A 13,470-nucleotide genomic window follows, 5' to 3' on the forward strand; every position below is an offset into this window, starting at 1 on the left:
ATGCTTGTATTTTTTAGTTGTGTTGTTATATATTTAAAAGTATAGCACAACACCCCAAAACTAATGACACGGACTACTAGCGGCGCCTGTCGTTTCTGTGATGTGCTGCTATGAAGCAAACCCACACGAGCGCATTTATGGAGATAAATTACGGCGCCCTTTTGGCACTCATAACACTTGGGGGCGCCCGTTTGGGAATAATGAGATTATCTGGCGCCCGCTTGGGAAATTTTATACTTGTGTTATTTAACAAAAATTATGAAAATGAAACTTGCCTATGTTACAGAATACAACGTACTAGACAAAACATCCTGGTCAAGAAACCATCAAGGACTTTGTGCAGCAGGTAACTACATAGCGCATCAACTAACCCAGCAAAATGTATCAATAGACTATATCGGCGCCCTTGCTAAAAAATATCAAATAATTACAAGAGCGAAGTGGAGCATATACAGGAATATATATAAAAAAGATTATTACCGTTCTTACGAACCAATAATATCTAAAAACTATGCACGTCAAATCGAACAAAAATTAAAACAATCAAACGCCTCGATAGCATTGTGTCCAGAAAATATAGTACCAATAGCCTATGTTGAATGTAAACAGCCATTAGTGCTGTGGACAGATGCAACATTGAGTTCGCTGATTAAATTTTATCGGCACATGGAAAACTTGTGCGACGAGAACATCAAAAACATCTACAAAATGGAAGCATCAGCACTTCACAGATGTGATTTAATAATGTATACATCAGAATGGGCGGCACAAACGGCAATTAAAACTTATGGTATAGACTCATGTAAAGTAAAAGTCATACCTTGGGGCGCCAATATTGAGTGTAATCGCACGTTGGATGATATACACACTATAATCAAAGCTAAAAAGCCAAGTCCATGTAAATTACTATTTATTGGCGTTGACTGGGTAAGAAAGGGAGGCGACACTGCACTTAAGGTAGTTAAAGAATTAAACGAGAATGGGTTGAAGACAGAATTGATAGTAGTTGGATGCAAGCCAAAAGTCAAAGAACCTTTACCAGATACAGTCAAAGTTATCGAATTTATCGATAAATCCAAACCACAGGGAATAGAACAGTTGAATCAATTATTTGCAGAAGCGCACTTTTTAATATTACCTACCCAAGCAGATTGTACACCCCACGTATTTGCAGAAGCAAATTCCTTTGGAGTTCCTGGCATAGCAACAAACGTAGGTGGTATTAGCACCATAATTCAAGATAACCTCAACGGCAAGACTTTTTCGCTCTTAGCCAATATCTCTGAGTATTGCGAATACGTGCATTCACTGATGACAAACTACGATAACTATATAGAATTAGCGCTGTCATCGTTCGAGCAGTATCAAACACGCTTAAATTGGAAAGTCGCCGTTGAAGGCGCCAAGCATGTCATGAGCGAGCTAGTAAGTTAATAAAGGCACCTGCCAAAGAAACCGGGTTTCTTCGTCACTGAACACCACAATCTCCACTAGTCACGAAAGAAACCCGGTTTCTCAGCACCTAGCAAGATTTTAAATTCCCCTTCATCTAAAAACCTTATAAACATTCCAAGGCGCCTAAGCAAAGTCGTTGAATTTCTTATGAAGTTCTATCTTACGTCCGAAATGGTAGGGTGCCTGAGCTTAGGTTCACCAAAATTAAACAATAGTAAACTATACCCTTTTTGGTTAACTAGAATGATTTTCCTTACCAACTGATATGTTTTAGCCTTCCGATGGGTAACATAAGCTTACTCTTACAGTGACTTGTTCATTAAGTTCCCTTAGAGAAGACGCACATTTTACAAAGTTAATGTAAAGCTATGGCATTATTATTCTCTCTCAGCTATAAATTAATTAGTTCAGGTAAAATCTTCATTAACCGGAAGATTTATTCACGATAATCAATTTCATACAACTGTTTCAAATCTCGTTATCGTTATAACGAGTTAACGTTGTTTATTTAAAGTCTTGTTTTTAAATACGAGGCTAGATTAATCTGCTGTATTTTCAGCAGGCTAAATTTACCACAAAAAACATTTTGATAAAAATCGCATTTTATTACTTCGCAGGAAAGGGGCTATGTCTCGAAATCGCAAGTTGATTAAGGTTATCCGGAAAAACTACAGAAAGTTTTGTGCTTATATCGCTACACTCAAAAAGCAATTTGTGTGGTTGTTGCAAACTTTATTAGTTGCGAAAAATAGGCGTAAATCTCCCAACGCTGGTTTTGTATTGCCTACGGTTGCAATGGTTTCGATAGTGGTAGTACTACTAACCGTCGCAATTGTGTTTAGGTCGTTTGAGCGTGCGAAGAATGCTAGCAATGTACGAGTTAATGAAGCTGTTGTCAATGCCGCAATGCCAGCACTAGACCGCGCGCAGGCAAAGATAGAACAGTTATTAAATGACCCTTCATTACCACGCTCGACTCCTAGTGATGTAGCTATTTATGATGTAATAAAAAACAACAAAAGATACGATTTTGGTGATGAGAATCGTCTCAAATTAGGTTTTGATATTGATAAAGATAACAGCATTGAAAGCAACTTAGCCAATTTGCAACAAGATGAAACTTTAAATACGGCTTGGACATTTCCTATTGATACAAACAATAACGGTAAATTCGATACTTATACTCTTTATGGTATCTATTTTCGTAGTCCAACACGTAGTACTAGTACTAACACATTTAATCGTCCTAGAAATCCGCTTGAAGCAAGAACTCCACCAATGGATAAAAGCCAAATTGGTGGTGCATGTGCTGCTGCTCTTGGTACAAGTGCTAGTTTAGTAGGTGATTCTGACTGGTATAAAGCTGGCGGAACATTGGCAAAAAGCTTTCTTGTTTATACCGTTAATGTGCCGATTGAAAATACAGCTGGTCTTGGCACTAATTTTGAGAAAGGAAAGTCTGCTTTTTCAGCCTTAGAATATCAACAAGATCGAGAAAGAATTCCTATTAATAATAAAGCTGTATGGTTTCAGAATGACTTGGAAATTACTCCTGGTAGCGTATTAGAACTTAATGGTGCTGTACATACAGATAGTAACTTACTTGCGAGTGGACAATATGCAGATAATGCCGTTGTTTTCAGACAAGTAAGTAGTGAATATTCATGTTTTTATGATGCGGAGTACGCCAAAATAACAGTAGGTGGAAATTTTGGAGATGGTAACGTTTCTCAAGATGATGGGAAACGGAAAAAAGTTGTAGTTCATAGATTTAATGGTTACAGAGTAGCCCCAGTAACTAATACTGCTGAAGTGGGTGCAAGTACTACTGAAAAGTCTACAACTTTAAATGGTGGTAGGTTAATAGGGCATAATGATGCAGCTTATGATAGACGTATCAGCAGAATGAAAAATGAAGCTCTAGATATTTGTACAACATGCACTACTGTATTAGATAATCCAACGGGTACAGTTCAACAGCTAAAAACTGCTGTTGCTGGCGTAACAAAATATCCTCAAGCGATTAAAGATAATTTTGAACAAAGGGTTGAGCAAAGCGCTGGTATAGACAAAGATAGAGCTTACGATATTTTGGGTGATGAAATAGAGCTTTACTTAAGAAACCGTACTCGCCGTGTACCATTTGCAGAAGTTTCGCAAGCAATACCAACTGATGCTCAAGCATTAGGTTCATTCGCGACTGGTTCTATTTTTTCGGGCAGTGGAGAAATAGAGGTACCGCAACAATGGAGAGAGATAGGTTCTACAAATACAGGACTTACTCTTAGCTTAGACAAACTATCAGCGACTGAACCAGCAGCACAAAAGGATGCGGGCAAAGAATTAAATCCAGGCGACCGTATGTTGCTTGGAAATAACCTACCTGCATATTGGAAGAATGATGAAGGTCGTTATGTTAGCGGACAAAAAGCTCGTCAAAGAGTAAACCCAACTAGTAATACTTTTTGGAATGCACCAGCTAATAACAATAAGCATCGTACTCGCGCCTCACAAATTGAAGCACAATTAAACTTAGGTGTAACAGAACGTAACGACTTCTGGGAACAAAAAGCAGCTGAAGATAACTCTGCCAACCCTTTAGCAAATGTTGGTGGTCTACGTGTAGTAACAGGTGCCGGAATATATGTAGATGATAATGGTGTAGTCGGTGACGTACCCTCCTATCCTCGTGCTGCAAACTCTTTCTTAGCTACTCCAACGCTCGATGGAAGCTTTGTTGGTGCAGGTTTGAATCAAATGCCTCTACCAGCGCCCTTTAATGATAGCGGAGTACCAAGCCCGAATATAGTTGCTTGGTCTGATGCGATGCCAATGACAAATCCTGCTAATAGCTTGAAAGGTGATTTGTTAATGCGAGCAACAGCAGTCTACCATTACAAAGGTGGTACAGCAACGGCTAGTCTTGAAAATGTTGACCGGACTCCCATTGCTTGCGTAAGCAGTTACTACGATCCAACTAACGAAACTACTGCTAGAAATGGTAATTACAACGGTAGTCCTTTACCTGTTAACTATAATGCGAATGGTAAATCTAATAATGGTGTTGCCTACACTTTTCCTGGTAGAAGCATAAATGCTACCACCTTAAATACTCTCAAGCGTCAGTCAAGATTGGTATTCCCTAATGGACGTATCGTTAATGAGCCTTTAAGAAATGCTATAGAGAAATACTCTAGGAATGGTAACTTCACAAACTTTACATTAGAGGACTATTCGGCAGTAGATACTGCACTGTGTTCAATCGCTATTTTGAATAATACAGCAACAGTGTCTAATGCTGTTATCGCGCATGACAAAATCAAAGAAGCATCCTTTTTGGATTCAAGAGAAATTAAAGCGATTCAGAATTTTAATGATTATCAAACTGGTGTAAGAGGCGACTATGGACTTGATCTAGAACAGCGTCAACCGTTAGAAGTTCGCGTTACCGAGATAGATATTGGTTATCTTGCAGCAACACCTTATGGAACTGGCGAGTATTTATTACCCAATAGTGGTATTATTTACGCAACTCGTGACGATGCATTGGAAGATTTGAGTTTTGCCACTATCAACACTGCACCAGTAGACCCTAATCGTCTTAGTGACCCAAAAAGATTAGCACAAATTGAACTTTTCAGCCAAACTGACTTTAAACTAGACCCAACTCGCCGTCCGAATGGTATTCGGTTAATCAATGGTGGTGTTTTAGCACGTAGTGGAGCAAACTTAACATATAATCAAGCTGAGAAAGGCTTAATTTTAGTTAGCAACTTACCTGTATATGTAGAAGGAGATTTTAACTTACACCGAACAAGCTCAACTGCTACAACTCAAATTGAAGAGTTTACTCAAACAGTATCAGGCACAGGTTTTTATGGTCGTACAACTCCTAACAGTAACTACGCTTGCCGTCCAGGTCGAACAGGATGTCCCGCAACTGGTGGAGATTTATGGCGCCCTTCGACAATTATCTCTGATGCTATAACTCTTCTGTCTGGCAGTTTTCGCGATGGTTTCCGTAATCATGGTGATTATGATTTGAGAGATAATTCAGTAACTATTCCAAACACAGCATTAGTTAATAATTTTGTAACTACTGCCAATTGGGCTAATACTAGCGGGTATCCCAATACAGCTACTGCGAACTACTTCAAAACATCATATTTGGCGAATGGTATAACACCTATTCAAAGGAGAACATCTGAGTCTCGTGAGTATTTGATGGAGGTCTGTACCAATGTGCCTGCAAGTACTTGTGGAGATGGAGATTGGTTCATTAGACCAGCAGCACCCGGAGTCACAGCGCTAAAAATATCAGATATTACTACAGATGGCACAGTAAGTCTTGATATTCCAAATACACATCAAGCTGGTACTACTGCTCAACCTGCTGCTCTTCAATACCGAAGTTATGCACGAAGAGTTGCTTTCTTAAGAAATAACAGTAATCAATTATTAGACTCAACAGGAAGCATAATTACGGTTCCTGGTGCATTGCCGGTACCAATAGGTATTACTGGTGCTGGTGCTGGGAGAGTACAAAGGTTTCCGTATAGTACTTTCAGCGTTTCAAGACCTCGTCCGGCATCTGATGCACCAGCTGGTAGTTTAGCTTTGTGGTTTAGAACAACTAACAATGCAGCTTCACCTAACAACATTGCAAATGTTCATTATGGTGCTGATAATCCATTGTTTATCCAAGGAACGTTGCCAACAGGAACGCAACAACCCCAATTAGTACCAGTTCTTCAAATATTTAGTCCTGAAGGTACTCCCACAGCTAGTAATACAACACTGAACCAGGGAAGTGGAACTGTGCTTATTCAAAAACAATGGGTACAACAAGCAACACAGGATATGATTGTTAACTCAGCGTTTGTATCAGGTAATAGTCCAAGTCGCCCAGAAGAGGAATCAGCAGGTTTAGGTAATTTTGTTCGCTTCTTAGAATATTGGGGAGGTGACGGTAATCCTCAGTACAGAACTAATATTAGTGGCAGTTTTATTCAGTTTAAACGTAGTAGCTACTCAACAGCACCATTTTCGACCATACTAAGTGGCAGAGTAACAACTGGTGGTAGTGTTGCCAGCAATATCAGTTTCTTTGATTACTTATTCAACAGATATGTAACAAATAAAGGTTTACCAGAGGGTACATTACCTTACTACACGCCGCCATCAAGGACATGGGGTCTTGATGTTGCCCTCTTATCGCAGTTACCCGACTTGTTTGCTCAACGCTTTACCGTTCCTCCATCTGGTCCACCAGCAGACTATTTCCGTCAAGTTAGTAAAGATGACCCGTGGATAAACGCTTTGCTATGCAGCAAAAAGCAACCTAGTAGTTCTAGTGCTTCTACGCCTTGGTCAGAGTTTGTAGTTCCTCAGAATTATCGTCCTTCAAACTGTCCAACTTCTGCTTATCCATCCTAAATGCTAGTTAGAGGTGAACTACAATGATGAAATGTAAGCGATTCCGCAAAAACATCAAGTTTGCGACCAGAGTTAGACGAGTCAAATCTGCAAACTCTCAAGCTGGCTTTACAATCATTGAATCCTTGATGGCTATGATAGTAGCTTCGATTCTCTTGGCGGCTATTGCACCAGTACTTACCTTGTCAGTTGCGACTCGTGTACAAGCAAAGCGCGTAGAACTAGGAACTCAAGCTGCTAGAGCATACATTGATGGTGTTCGTTCAGGAACAATCAGACCCCCATCACACAAAATACTTTTATCTGAGGTTAACCCTACTACTAGAGCTTTTACTTCAGGTCGTGTTGCTTTCGTAGACTCAGGAGGCACTCCCAGTCAGAGTTTGTCTTGCACTTCCCTAACTGCTGGATATTGCACCAATACTGCAACTGCTAGTATGTATTGCATTGACCGTGATGCAAATGGTCAATGCTCTGGTATCCAAGACTTTATTATCCAAGCTTTTCGCAGTACCACCACCAATAGCACCACTATTGATGATGCTAATAAAGGCTATGTACTAGCTGTGCGAGTTTATAGAGCCGATGCGTTCAATAACGGTAGGGCATTAAGGATACGTGAGCAACAGGCGACTTTCACAGGTGGTTTGGGGAATAGACAAGCGCCCTTAATCGAAGTTAGTACTGAGGTATTGTCAAGAGACTCTGACACTAATTATGGTAGCTACTGTGACCGCTTTGGTGGTTGTCGGCAAAATTGAGTGAACAGTAAACTGACATCTTTCAATATTTGCGATAAGCCCAAATAAACCGGGTTTTTTAATAAAAAACCCGATTTATATACTAGCTATAAAATGCGAGTAAAGCAAAATAAAAAGGAAAAGGAAAACCACTAGATGAGAACTTTACTTACATATTTCTTTAAAACTAGAATAAAATCTTCTGTTCCGCAACAAGGTTTTACCCTTATTGAACTACTTGTGGCAATGGTTATGGCAGTCTTAGTTATAACCCCTTTACTTGGATTTATGGTTAATATTTTAGATACAGACCGTAAAGAACAAGCAAAAACTAATTCAGAACAAGAGATACAATCTGCACTTGACTATATCTCTCAAGATTTAGAACAAGCAATATACATTTATGACGCCGATGGTATTTATGGTAAATCAGCAGACGGTATTAACGGTATTCTTAGCCAATTACCTTCTACACCAGCAGGTAAAACTCAAGTTCCAGTACTTGTCTTTTGGAAGCGTTACTTTTTAGATAAAAATGAAAATGTAAAAGTTGGAACTACTGATGTCAGAGCAGGTTGTTTGGTTAAGTTGCCCTTACCTGGTAATCCTTGTAGTGACCAAGATTATCAACTTTACTCTCTAGTTGTTTACTATTTAGTACAAGGTGGCAGTTCTACTTGGAACTCAACAACTGCTAGAATTGAGCGTTGGGAAATTAGACATGGTATACGTGATGTAACTGGAACTCTAACTAGAAGTGAAACTGTAAATGGGACTACAAGAACCGTTAACTATCTAACATTGCCTGATAGTGGTTTCATGCCATTTAATTTAGACTTAGAAGGTAATTTAAAGAAAAAATTAGGTAACTGGACAAAGCATTCAGATGCTTACAATATTTCTCCTACAGCCTTAGTTGATTATATTGACCAAAGTACTCAAAACTTACCTCCATCTCAGAGTTGTAATGCAGATGAGCAACAAGTCCCAAGATATACTGAAAGCTCAGTACCAGCAACTTTAAAAACATATAGTTTTTATGCTTGTGTCAATTCTCAAAACTACATAGCACGTGTTTTTATTAGAGGTAATGCGTTGGCAAAATTTCAAAACGGAGGAACATATAGTGCAAATAATGCTCAATATTTTCCAACTGCTACTGTCCAAATTAAAGGTCGTGGATTTCTTGGAATTGAATAAATTAAAACAATACTAATAATCAGTTTTTAAACCACATTAACTTCAAAAAATAAAATGCTAAATTATCTCCACTTTTGTGTCAGACACAAAAATATAACCAATAATTCTTTATCTAAATCAACTGCTGGATTTACTCTAATTGAAATGCTTGCGGTAGTTATAATTATTGGTATTTTATCAGCTATTGCAGCACCTGGTTGGCTTGCTTTTACAAATAGACAAAGATTAAATAAGCTTAACGATGTTGTTTTTGCAGCCGTACAAGAAGCTCAAAGGGAAGCTAAAAAAACTAAAAAAAATTATAGTGTTTGGTTCAGGGAAAATAGTAATGCATTGGAATATGCTGTTGTTCCTACTAAAAAGCCTAATCCTGCTGGTGGCACAGATATAGATGCAGTAGCTACAGATATAAGTACATGGAAATCATTAGGAGGCGAAATAGGAGTAAACTCTAAACAGTTTCTCCTACGTACAAACATTACAGGTGAAAATACTGCTGCTGGTGCCGCATCTGCTAACTTCACAACACCGAGGAAAATTACTTTTGATCATAGAGGCACTTTACCAGATGCTAACTTAGGAACTACTGGCTTAAAGATTGTTATAGCTATTCCTAATTCTACAAGCCCAACACAAGCAAGCAATACTAAACGCTGTGTTATTATTCAAACTTTATTGGGAGGGATGCAAACTACACAAGATACTAAGTGTGATTAAGTATAGAAAATTATTACCATACGTTCAAAAACAGTGTAAATACGAATATTACAAATGCACCTCTGAGAGAAAATTGAAAAATCAGGCGCATTTTTTATTGTCCAAATTTACCACCAGCAATTTAAGTTCTCAAATACTATAATATGACCTTTTATATTAACCTCACCATCGCCATCCCCACCTATAACGGCGCCCATCTCCTACCCACTCTCCTCCAACTCCTACAAAACCAAATCAACACAGAACACATTACCTGGGAAATCATAGTAGTTGACAACAACAGCACAGACGACACCGCTAAAATAGTACACGAATATCAAAAAGACTGGCGCCACCCCTTCCCACTAAAATACTGCCTCGAAACCCAACAAGGCGCCGCACACGCACGTAAGCGCGCAGTATCTGAAGCGCAAGGTACACTCATAGGTTTCCTTGACGACGATAACTATCCAGAACCAAATTGGGTATATCAAGCATATACATTTAGTACACAGCATCCTAAATGTGGTGCCTATGCAAGTCAAATACATCCAGCTTGGGAAGTTGAACCACCACCAAACTTTAAACGCATTACTCCATTTCTAGCTATTACAGAACGTGGTGATATTCCTTTACTGTACGACAAGCGTAAAAAAATGCTGCCTCCATCAGCAGGTTTAGTTGTTCGTAAACAAGCTTGGATGGAATGCATACCAGATAACCCAATCCTCACAGGTAGAGCTAACGGTAACATGCTGACTGGTGAAGATACTGAAATGCTCTCATATATCCAAAAAGCCGGATGGGAGATTTGGTATAACCCTGCTATGGAAATTCACCATCAAATCCCACACTGGCGTTTGCAAAAAGAATATTTATTACCATTCTTTCGCGGTATTGGTTTAAGTAGATACGTTACAAGGATGGTTAATATTAAACCGCAATTAAGACCTTTTGCTTGTTTTGCTTACATGATGAATGATTTACGCAAAATAATAACTCATCTAATTAAATACAGGCGCCAAGTTTTCACAGAATTAGTTGCTGTTTGTGAGATGCAGTTGTTTGTGAGTAGTTTGATTAGTCCTTTTTATTTGTGGAGGAATGGCTATTTGCAACGGATACAACGGATGTAACGGATGGTTTGTAGGCGCCGTTTTTTCGTGTGAATGTAATCTATGTGACGTTGTGTTTGTCAATTTTTGGATATGTTTTTAACCGCATAGGGTTGTAAACACCTATGCTAATAGCTTAAGTCCTCTTGAAGAGGACTTTTTTTATTGTGGTTTTTTTTACTTTACATTAGATGTGATGTAGTTTGTACTTAGGGGCATAAAGTCTCATTTAACTGAATAGCATTAGTAACAAGCAGGCATTAAATTATTGAGGGCGCCATCAATCCCGATAAACTGTAGCAAGCAGTGCAAGGAATAGGTTTGTTACGGTATAATGTGATAATGGATGTGGTGTACACATCCTCGCAGCGCAAAGGTAGAGATTACATACCAAAATTTATATATAATTATATTTTAACTATTTAAACAACTGTAATTATTTACGCAAAAATATAGTAAATTATTATAGAGTGTAATACGATAATTAAAAAATGCCTGCTAAAGACCTCTTTTATAAAACAGTTGAAACAGCGCTAATACAAGACGGATGGCTTAATATCAAACCTCTCAAACTAAATTTTAATGAAACAAATTTAGAGGTTGACTTGAGTGCCGATAAATTCATTACAGCGCAAAAAGGTACGGTTAGTATAGCAGTTGAAGTCAAAAGTTTTATTGCTGCCAGTATTGTTTACGCCTTTCATCAAGCTATAGGTCAGTATATTCATTATAGAATGATTATTCGGTATCAAAATCTCGGACGTATTCTCTATCTTGCAGTACCCTTGTCTGTGTATGAAGAAGAGTTAAGCCAATCATTTTATCAAGCTAGTATCACCGAAAATCAAGTAAACTTGTTAATTGTGGATGATACAACACAGGAGGTAGAGCAATGGATACCCAATCCATAACAGTAACAAATCAAACCGTTGAGGATTCTCATAATACTGTCGAGGCGCCTATAAAAGAAACATATCGTAAGCTAATAACGGAAGTCCTTTCCGCCCACGCTGATCTCCCAGAAGATAATTTGCAAATTAAAATTGTAACTATTTTTGATACTCATAGCGACCGTTATCAACTATTGCGAACAGGCTGGAACGGGTCTAAACACATTTTTAATCCAATTCTTCATGTTGATATTATTGAAGATAAAGTTTGGATTCAAATAAATAAAACAGATATTGAGATTGGTGAAGAATTCGCAAAAGTAGGTATTCCAAAATCGAATATTGTTTTAGGACTAATACCACCTCATCTTAGAGCTTATAACCCAGAATATTGTATTCTTTAATAAACACGCTTACACAGAATCAATCTGCAGGTGCCGCACACGCACGTAAGCGCGTAGTATTAGCCTTGTCGAAGACAGTCTTACCCTACAACTGATGCGTCAACAGAGCGCTTATTGTCACTTGTATTATAATATGTGTACCTCCTATATTGGGCTATAATACTAATGTTTGTGCTTAAACAACGTCTATGCCTGCAAGGGAGGAGGTAGAGCAATGGATACCCAATCAAGAACAGTAATAAATCAAACTAAAGTCTTCTCAAATAGGACTATTTTTTAATTGTAATTTTTTTAACTGTAGATTAGATGCGATGTCAATACTGCTCGGTTAAGGCAATTGCGAAACGTAAAACCCCCGTAAAGACGTGACATGTCACGTAAGAATATACGTTAACCGAGCAGTATTGGATGTGATGTAGTTTATACTTAAGGGCATAAAGTCTCATTTAACTGAATAGCATTAGTAACAAGCAGGCATTAAATTATTGAGGGCGCCATCAATTCCGATAAACTGTAGCAGTGCTTGTCAAGTTTTGTTACGATGTAATGTGATAATAAATGTGTACAAGGTAGGTACAATTAAAGTTAACTATGTAAAGTGCAATAAAAACTTAAAATATTAAGCTTTTTAGCAATTTTGATTTCTTGATTTAGTTGTGTTTTTTAACACTAATTTTGGTTATAATGGCTTAAAGATATTTTTATCGCTTAAATTAATTATAACATCAAAGCATTGTCAAGGACTAGATAAATTTAAATGGCTCAATACAAACACGATAGATTCTTCAAATTCTATATTCAATCTTTATATAAAATAAAAGGAGATACTCTACAAAATATCCAAATCCACAACGATGAAGACCTCGAAATTGATTTGATGTTTATGAAACGACAAAATCAAGGTTGGCAGCAAGAGAATTTAGGTTTATTCGACCAATTAATGCAAGAGCATCCAACGATTATCATCCAACATTATAGCTCCTATTTAGAAGAGACAGATATTAATAAATCGATTACTCGAAAAAATCTTTATTGGACGCAAAAGCAAAAAGAACTCGTAGAGAATAACAAAACCAAGCTAGGGTTAACAGCTTCTGGGCGACTGTCGAAACAGGCAAAACAACAAATAGAAGATCAAAACCCATTTACTTGGATACTGACGGTTAATTGTAGTGAAAAACTATTGAATTTATGTAACGCTCAACTAGCTTCAAAATTGGGCATGGGTGTATATCGGCTTCCTGAAATATTGCGGATGGGAATTGTGATTATTGAGCAACTGGTTGATAACCCTGACACTATTTGGTTGAAAATGTTGGGAAATAAAGAAAGTGCAAAAATCGCTTTTCAATCAATCAAGCAGTTAGAGGATGTTTGAAAAGTCGGATAAGGTATAAATTGTCATTCTGAGTGGAGTCTTACGGAACGTAAACGTAGTTTTCCCGCAGGGTAGAATCTAGGGTTTCAAACTATATACTGAGATGCTTCGTGCCTCAGCATGACATTCACAGATACTTTTCAAACATCCTCTTAG

General features: G+C 37.9%; 10 protein-coding genes. All 10 read left to right on the forward strand.

Annotation, left to right across the window (positions count from 1 at the left end):
* Positions 1-97: 97 nt before the first annotated feature.
* The 10 genes from DSM106972_RS52045 to DSM106972_RS50235 all read left to right on the forward strand — a co-directional run bounded on the left by DSM106972_RS52045 (position 98) and on the right by DSM106972_RS50235 (position 13,314).
* Complete coding sequence (locus tag DSM106972_RS52045) at positions 98-250, forward strand: hypothetical protein (RefSeq protein WP_158633041.1); 153 nt, start codon at positions 98-100, stop codon at positions 248-250.
* A gap of 14 nt (positions 251-264) precedes the next feature.
* The gene (locus DSM106972_RS50195) at positions 265-1,434 is read left to right on the forward strand and encodes a glycosyltransferase family 4 protein (RefSeq protein ID WP_127087728.1); all 1,170 of its coding nucleotides are present in this window, start codon (positions 265-267) and stop codon (positions 1,432-1,434) included.
* Positions 1,435-2,082: 648 nt separating this feature from the next.
* Positions 2,083-6,891, forward strand: a complete 4,809-nt coding sequence (gene hpsA / locus DSM106972_RS50200) for a hormogonium polysaccharide biosynthesis protein HpsA (protein ID WP_127087722.1) — start codon at positions 2,083-2,085, stop codon at positions 6,889-6,891.
* A 23-nt stretch (positions 6,892-6,914) separates the two neighbouring features.
* Positions 6,915-7,652, forward strand: a complete 738-nt coding sequence (gene hpsB / locus DSM106972_RS50205; protein ID WP_233787229.1) for a hormogonium polysaccharide secretion pseudopilin HpsB — start codon at positions 6,915-6,917, stop codon at positions 7,650-7,652.
* A gap of 135 nt (positions 7,653-7,787) precedes the next feature.
* Complete coding sequence (gene hpsC, locus DSM106972_RS50210; RefSeq protein ID WP_127087723.1) at positions 7,788-8,831, forward strand: hormogonium polysaccharide secretion pseudopilin HpsC; 1,044 nt, start codon at positions 7,788-7,790, stop codon at positions 8,829-8,831.
* Positions 8,832-8,885: 54 nt separating this feature from the next.
* Positions 8,886-9,548 carry a pilus assembly FimT family protein gene (locus DSM106972_RS50215; RefSeq protein ID WP_127087724.1) on the forward strand — a complete coding sequence of 221 codons (663 nt, stop codon included), beginning with the start codon at positions 8,886-8,888 and terminating at the stop codon, positions 9,546-9,548.
* A 143-nt stretch (positions 9,549-9,691) separates the two neighbouring features.
* The gene (gene hpsE / locus DSM106972_RS50220) at positions 9,692-10,663 is read left to right on the forward strand and encodes a hormogonium polysaccharide biosynthesis glycosyltransferase HpsE (RefSeq protein ID WP_127087725.1); all 972 of its coding nucleotides are present in this window, start codon (positions 9,692-9,694) and stop codon (positions 10,661-10,663) included.
* Between the two features lie 470 nt (positions 10,664-11,133).
* Positions 11,134-11,553 carry an element excision factor XisH family protein gene (locus tag DSM106972_RS50225; RefSeq protein WP_127087726.1) on the forward strand — a complete coding sequence of 140 codons (420 nt, stop codon included), beginning with the start codon at positions 11,134-11,136 and terminating at the stop codon, positions 11,551-11,553.
* Positions 11,535-11,936 carry a XisI protein gene (locus DSM106972_RS50230; protein ID WP_127087727.1) on the forward strand — a complete coding sequence of 134 codons (402 nt, stop codon included), beginning with the start codon at positions 11,535-11,537 and terminating at the stop codon, positions 11,934-11,936. The genes DSM106972_RS50225 and DSM106972_RS50230 overlap by 19 nt, the downstream gene beginning before the upstream one ends.
* A gap of 757 nt (positions 11,937-12,693) precedes the next feature.
* Positions 12,694-13,314: a hypothetical protein gene (locus DSM106972_RS50235; RefSeq protein WP_186538499.1), complete on the forward strand. Its 621-nt coding sequence runs from the start codon at positions 12,694-12,696 to the stop codon at positions 13,312-13,314.
* The last annotated feature ends 156 nt before the right edge of the window (positions 13,315-13,470 follow it).

Source organism: Dulcicalothrix desertica PCC 7102, assembly GCF_003991905.1.
In the GTDB taxonomy this organism is placed as follows: Bacteria; Cyanobacteriota; Cyanobacteriia; order Cyanobacteriales; family Nostocaceae; genus Dulcicalothrix; species Dulcicalothrix desertica.

Excerpts from the sequence above, each read along its gene's own strand:
- DSM106972_RS50195 (WP_127087728.1), top strand. The coding sequence starts at position 265 with ATGAAACTTGCCTATGTTACAGAATACAACGTACTAGACAAAACATCC.
- DSM106972_RS50215 (WP_127087724.1), top strand. The coding sequence starts at position 8,886 with ATGCTAAATTATCTCCACTTTTGTGTCAGACACAAAAATATAACCAAT.
- DSM106972_RS50230 (WP_127087727.1), top strand. The coding sequence starts at position 11,535 with ATGGATACCCAATCCATAACAGTAACAAATCAAACCGTTGAGGATTCT.
- DSM106972_RS50235 (WP_186538499.1), top strand. The coding sequence starts at position 12,694 with ATGGCTCAATACAAACACGATAGATTCTTCAAATTCTATATTCAATCT.
- hpsB (WP_233787229.1), top strand. The coding sequence starts at position 6,915 with ATGATGAAATGTAAGCGATTCCGCAAAAACATCAAGTTTGCGACCAGA.
- DSM106972_RS50225 (WP_127087726.1), top strand. The coding sequence starts at position 11,134 with ATGCCTGCTAAAGACCTCTTTTATAAAACAGTTGAAACAGCGCTAATA.
- hpsE (WP_127087725.1), top strand. The coding sequence starts at position 9,692 with ATGACCTTTTATATTAACCTCACCATCGCCATCCCCACCTATAACGGC.
- hpsA (WP_127087722.1), top strand. The coding sequence starts at position 2,083 with ATGTCTCGAAATCGCAAGTTGATTAAGGTTATCCGGAAAAACTACAGA.
- hpsC (WP_127087723.1), top strand. The coding sequence starts at position 7,788 with ATGAGAACTTTACTTACATATTTCTTTAAAACTAGAATAAAATCTTCT.